General features: G+C 29.0%; 5 protein-coding genes and 2 tRNA genes. 3 read left to right on the top strand and 4 right to left on the bottom strand.

Features of this window, described 5'->3' with window-relative positions:
• From AJ939_RS02795 to AJ939_RS02785, 3 genes are all read left to right on the top strand, one after another.
• Positions 1-760: 3'-5' exonuclease (locus tag AJ939_RS02795; protein ID WP_261666726.1), on the top strand; the 760-nt coding region annotated here is incomplete at its 5' end.
• Positions 761-776: 16 nt separating this feature from the next.
• On the top strand, positions 777-1040 hold the full coding sequence (locus AJ939_RS02790; protein WP_083261793.1) for a helix-turn-helix domain-containing protein: 264 nt from the start codon (positions 777-779) through the stop codon (positions 1038-1040).
• Between the two features lie 578 nt (positions 1041-1618).
• Positions 1619-2530: an AEC family transporter gene (locus AJ939_RS02785; protein ID WP_002861688.1), complete on the top strand. Its 912-nt coding sequence runs from the start codon at positions 1619-1621 to the stop codon at positions 2528-2530.
• Between the two features lie 7 nt (positions 2531-2537).
• Here AJ939_RS02785 and AJ939_RS02780 read toward each other — a convergent pair whose 3' ends face one another.
• From AJ939_RS02780 to AJ939_RS02765, 4 genes are all read right to left on the bottom strand, one after another.
• Entirely contained in the window at positions 2538-6050 is a 3513-nt protein-coding gene (locus AJ939_RS02780; RefSeq protein ID WP_070233913.1) for an acyl-[ACP]--phospholipid O-acyltransferase, read from the bottom strand.
• Between the two features lie 44 nt (positions 6051-6094).
• On the bottom strand, positions 6095-6475 hold the full coding sequence (locus AJ939_RS02775) for a hypothetical protein (RefSeq protein WP_070233912.1): 381 nt from the start codon (positions 6473-6475) through the stop codon (positions 6095-6097).
• 66 nt (positions 6476-6541) lie between these two features.
• Positions 6542-6618: transfer RNA gene (locus AJ939_RS02770), tRNA-Asp, on the bottom strand.
• Between the two features lie 51 nt (positions 6619-6669).
• Positions 6670-6745 (bottom strand) — tRNA-Val (locus tag AJ939_RS02765).
• Between the last annotated feature and the right edge of the window lies 1 nt (position 6746).

The following is a 6746-nucleotide window of genomic DNA, read 5'->3' as shown; positions in this document are numbered from 1 at the left end:
AAGCATTTATAAATTCAGAGGTGCTGTAAATTCCTTAGAAGTATTAGCATCTATGCCAAAATCTCATATTTTATATCTAACTCAAAGCTTTAGATGCCCACAAAGCATAGCTACTATTGCCAATTCTTATTTGGGAATTTTAAATGCCCCAAGAGATTTTAAAGGAACGCTAAAACCAAGAAAGGGAAATGATGAAAATGAAGCAAAAGCTATAATATGTAGAACTAATGCTAAACTATTTGATATAGCAGTAGAAAATTTGAATAAAAAATTATTTTTTGTGGGAGGGGTGAATAGTTATAGTTTTGATGAGTTATTAGACATACAAAATCTTCTTTTTAAAAAACACAAATATATCAAAAATCAGTTTATTGCAAAATTTGCCGACTTAAAAGAACTTCTTGAATATATCAACGAAACTAAAGAGGTTGACTTAAAACAAAAAATATTTGTTCTTTTTAAATATGTGCATAGCGATATTATAAAGCTTATTAAAGATATTGAAAAAAGTTGTGTTAAAAAACAAGAACAAGCTGATTTGATATTAAGTACAGGACACAAGAGCAAAGGTTTAGAGTGGAATAATGTTGAAATTATTGATGATTTTTTAAACATCAAGCAAGAACTTGAAGAAAGAGAACAAATTACCATAGCAAAAGAAGAATTAAATCTTTTGTATGTGGCAGTTACAAGAGCTAAAAATTCTTTAAACATTAACAAAGATTATTTGCTTGAAAAAGATTTTATAGAAAAAAATTAGAAAGGATAACAATAGAATGAAAATAATTAAAAAACTACAAGAAGATGGAAGCTTTAAAGAGCAAACTTATTATTCTGTCGATGAAGTTGCAAAAATGTACTCTGTAACCCATACAACAGTTCGTGTATGGAACTCAAGAGGTGTTCTAAAAAGCTTTAAATTAGAAAAAGGTTATTACATATCAAAAGAAACCATTCTCGATTTTCAGAAAATAGAAGACCCCCCCCCAAAAAAAGGAGAGGAAAAATGGTTGAAAAATATTATAATAGAGAAGAAATAGCAAAGATGCTTAATGTAAATATCCTAACAATTAGAAATTGGGTTAAGTCAGGATATATTAAGGAATATAAAATTAGTACAAATGTAAGAAAACCATTATATAATCTTGAAGAAATTGAAAAAAATTAAACTCCAATTCAAACAATATATAACAATCAATCACTCGCCTATGCTCTCGCTTCTTTTAGCGGGAGCGGTATATATTCAATCAACTCTTTAATATACACTTTTAAATACAATGGTAAAAATATTAAAAAAATAGGAATAAACATAATGTTTATAATTTTCCTAACTTTTATCCTAACTTTTTATTTTTATGCTATTTATAAATATTGTATAGTAGTGTTTTTATTAGCATTATTCAAATCTCGCTAACCGCACCATTATTTAAAATTATAATCATTCAACTTAAAATACCAACTATTCAAAATCAAATTTCAACTTACAATTTCTTAAAGTTACAAAAAATAAAAAATATTGGTTTTTTTAAAAAACTTAAAAAATATTAAGATTTTTTTTAAGTATAAAGAATATAATTCTATCCGTTTTCAAAAACCATCCCTTAAAAAGGATTATTCAATGTTTGTTTTTATACCATTATTTACAATTTTTATTTTACTTGCAGGCGGATATTTTGCCAAAAGAATTGGCGTTTTAAAACAAAAACAAGCTAGGACTTTTTTAGATTTTGCTATTATTTTTGCTTTACCTTGTTTGATTTTCGATAAAGCATATCATTTAAATTTTGATTTTTCATTGATTATTTTTATTTTTATTGGATTGTTTAGCTGTATACTAGCAGCTTTTTTTGCTATTCTTATTGGAAAAGTTTTTCATTTTTCTAAAGTAACTTTAGTCAGTATGTTTTTGCTTTCTTGTTTTGGAAATACTATATTTGTGGGTATGCCTATTGTTGCTGGTATATTTAATGACCCACAATTTAGCGCTGAAGTTATATTTTACGATGCTTTAGCCACAACTTTACCTATATCACTTTTTGGACCTTTTATACTTTCTTTGGGAAATGGAGAAAAAGTCAGTTTACTTGCTAATGTTAAAAAAATTCTTAGTTTTCCACCTTTTTTAGCTTTGCTTTTTGGTTTTTTGTGCAAATTAATTACTTTACCTGAATTTATTTTCTCTCCTATTCGTTTATTTGGCGCTTCTGCAACCCCTGTTGCACTTTTTGCCATAGGTTTAGGACTTGGCTTTATGGCGATTAAAACCTCTTACAAACCTACAGTAATTGTCATCTTTGCTAAAATGATTTTAGCTCCTTTATTTTTTGTATTTTGTTTAAAAATATTTAATTTAGAATTAAAAAATTCTACCATTGTTGCTATTATAGAAAGCGCAGCTCCTACTATGACCTTAGCAGGAGCTATGGTAATGAAAGCTAAACTAGATAGCAATTTAGCCGTAAGTGCTGTAGCCTTTGGAGTTCTTTTTGCTTTTGTTTCTATGCCAATTTTAATTTGGGCTTTGTTATAAGCTCAAATTATATGGCTAAATTTTTAGCTAATTCTTTAACTTTTTTAAGATCAACTTTTCCTGAACCTAGGAGGGGAATTTTTTCTATTTGAAAATAATATCTAGGTTTAAAAAGTGTAGGTATATTAGAATTTTTTATAATCTCACATACTCTTTCAAAAATTTCATTATTACATTCTATGAGTAAAGCAATTTGTTCCCCTTTTTTCTCATCTTCTAAAGATGTGGCACAAAATTTAACCACTTCAGTATCTATGAATTTGGCAATTTCTTCTTCTATTGTACCCAAAGAAATCATCTCTCCGCCAATTTTTGCAAAGCGAGAATAACGATCGACAATATATAAAAAACCATCTTCATCTAAATGCCCTTTATCTCCCGTGTTGTACCATCTTATACCATCAATTTCTTTAATCACTTCATCGGTTTTTTCTTTGTCATTAAGATAGCCTACCATAACTTGATGACCGCCTATAAGTATGAGTCCATCTTCATTTGTTTTTAAATTTTCATAATTATTTGGATCAACAATACGCACTGCAGTTCCAGGTAGAGGCATTCCTACACTTCCTTCTTTATTGGCACGATGCATAAGCCAATAATCCGCATCAAAACGATTCGGCAAATTTACACTCGCCACAGGTGTAGTTTCCGTAGCTCCATAACCTTCAAAAATGCTTTTTTTAAACTTCATTTCAAAAGCAGTTCTTACTTCATTTTTTAGTTTTTCAGCGCCCGATACAACTATTCTTAAACTTTCAAACATTAAAGCATCAAGCTTTTTATTTCTTGTATAAATTCCTAAAAAGGTTGAAGTTCCACACATAATAGTGACATTATTTTTAGCAACAGCTTTGGCAACCCCTAAGGCATCGGTTGGATCTGAAAAAGTGATGCTTTTAATACCTTCAAGCAAAGGCAAAAATGTAGTTACGGTAAGTCCAAAAGCATGAAAAGGTGGTAAAGATGAGAGAATGACATCATTATTTCTTGTGCAAAGCACATCAGAAATTTGTGCTATATTGCTTAAAATATTACGGTTGTTGAGCATAACACCTTTTGGAGAACCTTCGCTTCCACTACTAAACAAAATAGCTGCGATGGCAAGATTGTTTTTTGAAGGAGTGAAGATGCTTTTGAGTATAAAACTAGGTATAATACTAACTGCTAACATCATGCTAAAAATTTTAGTTTTTTGCATTTTAAAATCTTCTACAATATCTTCAAAATAAATTAAATGTATATTTGTATCGAAATTTAGGTTTATACCTTTATTTGCTAATTTTTCTAAAAAAGTTTTAGAAGTATAAATTTGTGAAATTTGCGCATTTTTTATAGCTGCTTTTAGAGCTTTTTCTCCAGCCGTAAAATTAAGATTTACTGCAATTTTTTCTGCGATTAAAACAGATAGATTGGTTAAAGAACTTGCAAAAGAAGCAGGTAATAAAATTCCTATAGCTTCCTCTTTAGGAGCGTAACTTCCACGCCGAGGGTTAATGTTTAATTCTTTGGATTTTCTTTTAATAAAAAAATTAAGAATTAAACTAAGACTCAACATTTTTCTATAAGAAATATCTCCAGCTAGTGTATCGATAATAGCTATTTGATTTAGATTTTTTTTAGCTGTATCTATCCAAGCTCTTGCTATAGTATGCATAGCTTCGCATTGTGATTTCCAAGCCATAAAAGAAAGTTCAAAAACTTTAGCTTTAACTTCATCTTTTTTAGAATGCAAAGGCATAGCTTTACCAAAAGCTATAGCAATTTTTCTTTTATTTAAAGTGCGGTTTCTTGCTGAAAATTCTTCATCGCTTCTTGAAAAAGCACTACCCCAAAGTCCTCTTATATAAAAAGGAATAATTTTTCCATCATCTTCGCTTAAATATTCACAAGCTAATTCAAATCCTGCTTTAAATTCATTTAATTGTCCATGTCTTGAAAGTGTACCTTCAGGAAACAAGCAAACTAAATTACCTTCTTTGATATGCTTTGCTATCAGTTCTAAACTCGTCTTACTTCCCGTGCTTGATACAGGAATAATGCCAAATTTATCAAGAAAAAATTTAATATACCATTTAGAATAAATGCTTCTTTCCATAACAAAATAAATTTTTCTTGGAATTGCCATTTGTACAACAGCCCAATCAATAAAAGAAATATGATTACCCAAAAGCAAAGCTCCGCCTTTTTCTGGTATATTTTCAAAACCTTCTACAAGTAAGCGGTATCGTTGTAAAAAAGCTATGCTTAAAAGTATACGCACTAAAGAAAAGGGAAATTTTAAAAGTATATAAAAACCTCCTATAAAGGTTACTAAAGTAATAAAATAAAACAAATAAACCACATTGATTTCAAATTTTGCAAATAAAGTTGCTAAGACTAAAAATCCTAACATGGCAATATTTTGAAAAAAATTATTTCCTGCAAGAATTTGCCCCAATTCATTTTCTTTGGCATGAAATTGGATTAAAGTATTTAAAGGAACGATAAAAAGAGCTCCACAAAATCCAAAAAAGAAAAATAAAAAACTATAACTTAATAAACTTATAAAATAAGGCATTAAAAAAGCCATTAAAAACATACCCAATGCACCAAGTGGAATAAGTCCAAGTTCTATATAATTTTTTGAAAATTTACCAGCTACTAAAGAGCCTAAAATCACTCCTATACCAGAAAAAGCGAGTGAAATTTGCACATAAAAAGTATTTTCTATGAAAAGTTCATTTTTGACAAAGACAGGAAAGCTAACAAGATAAAGTTGAGATATAGCCCAAAAAAATGAAATTCCTATTATGCAAAGCCAAATAGTTTTATTTTTAAAAACAAGCTTAAGATTATTTATTAGAAGTTTTCCATGAATATAGTCTTTTTTATTAAAAACTAAATCTTTATTTGTTTGTTTGAGCTTAGGTAAACGCCACGCAAAAAATACTTCGATACAAGAAAATAAAATTAGCACAATTCCTAAAGGCGCTACTTCTTTTAAAATTTCATCTGTTTGATTATACGTAGAGCTATAAAGACTTTCAAAACTTAAAGAAAATAAAGCCATTCCTGCTAAGATTGCCATAATGCTTACTGCATTAATTACACCATTGCCCATAGCAAGAAAGTCTTTTCCTACAAGTTCTTTGATAAAACCGTATTTGCTTGGTGAATAAATCGCTGCTTGTGCTCCCATTATAAAAGTAAAAATAAAAGCCATCCAAAAAGCACCGCTATAGTAACAAATGCAAATTATTAAAGTGAGTACAACATTGAAAATTGCTGAAATTTTCATTACAATATTTTTTGGATATTTATCCGCTAAAAAACCCGAAGGAGAAAGCATAAGAATAAAAGGAAGTAAAATCAAAGCATTAACTATAGCATTTAAAAATAACTGCTCGCTTCCTTCATAGGCCTTATAAATAGTATTTTGAATAATAATTTTATGTCCCAAATCCACAAAAGCATTGATGAATGCTATAAGTAAAAAAGGAATTAATCCGTAAATTTTCAAAAAAGATTTTTTTTGCATTATTTAAACCTCGTCAATTAGCACTTATTTTACAAAAGAATTTATCAGTTTTTAGGAAAATTATCTATATTATCTTTTAAAATCATTCCATCGATTTTTAATTTATAAAATTTTTTAAAATTCTCTAATTTATCAACAATCATTAAAACCCTACTATCAAAAACATAAAATTCTGCAACCTTGCTAGCAAATTTTGCAAGTTTTTTGTCATTGCAAAGCAAAAACTTAGCTCCTAAAGCATTGGCTAAAAATATCTCGTCTTTATTTTGAACTAAAATAGCAAATTCAAAATCATTTTGACTTAAATAAGAAATCAATTTTTCATCATAAACAATACAATAAACTTTATTATCTTTAACTTCTTCAACACTTTCAATAAAAGAAAAATCTAAATTTTTTAATAATTTATGTCCAATAATAAGCATTTTTTTCCTTAGCTCTATTTTTTATTATTTTGCAAATTATACTTATAAAATTGTTACCAAGCAAGATGGCGCAGCGGACGGGGCTCGAACCCGCGACCTCCGCCGTGACAGGGCGGCATTCTAACCAGCTGAACTACCGCTGCATCCAAAGTAAAGAAGTAGAGATTATAAAACCTATTTATGATTTTATAAAATGGTGGTCACTATAAGACTCGAACTTATGACATCCACCTTGTAAGGGTGGCGCTCTACCAACTGAGCTAAGCGACCT

Origin of the sequence: Campylobacter sp. BCW_6889 (assembly GCF_001762535.1) — a bacterium.
Classification (GTDB): Bacteria; Campylobacterota; Campylobacteria; order Campylobacterales; family Campylobacteraceae; genus Campylobacter_D; species Campylobacter_D jejuni.
The sequence above is the reverse complement of the archived record's forward strand: the minus strand, read 5'-3'. Positions and strand labels throughout refer to the sequence as shown.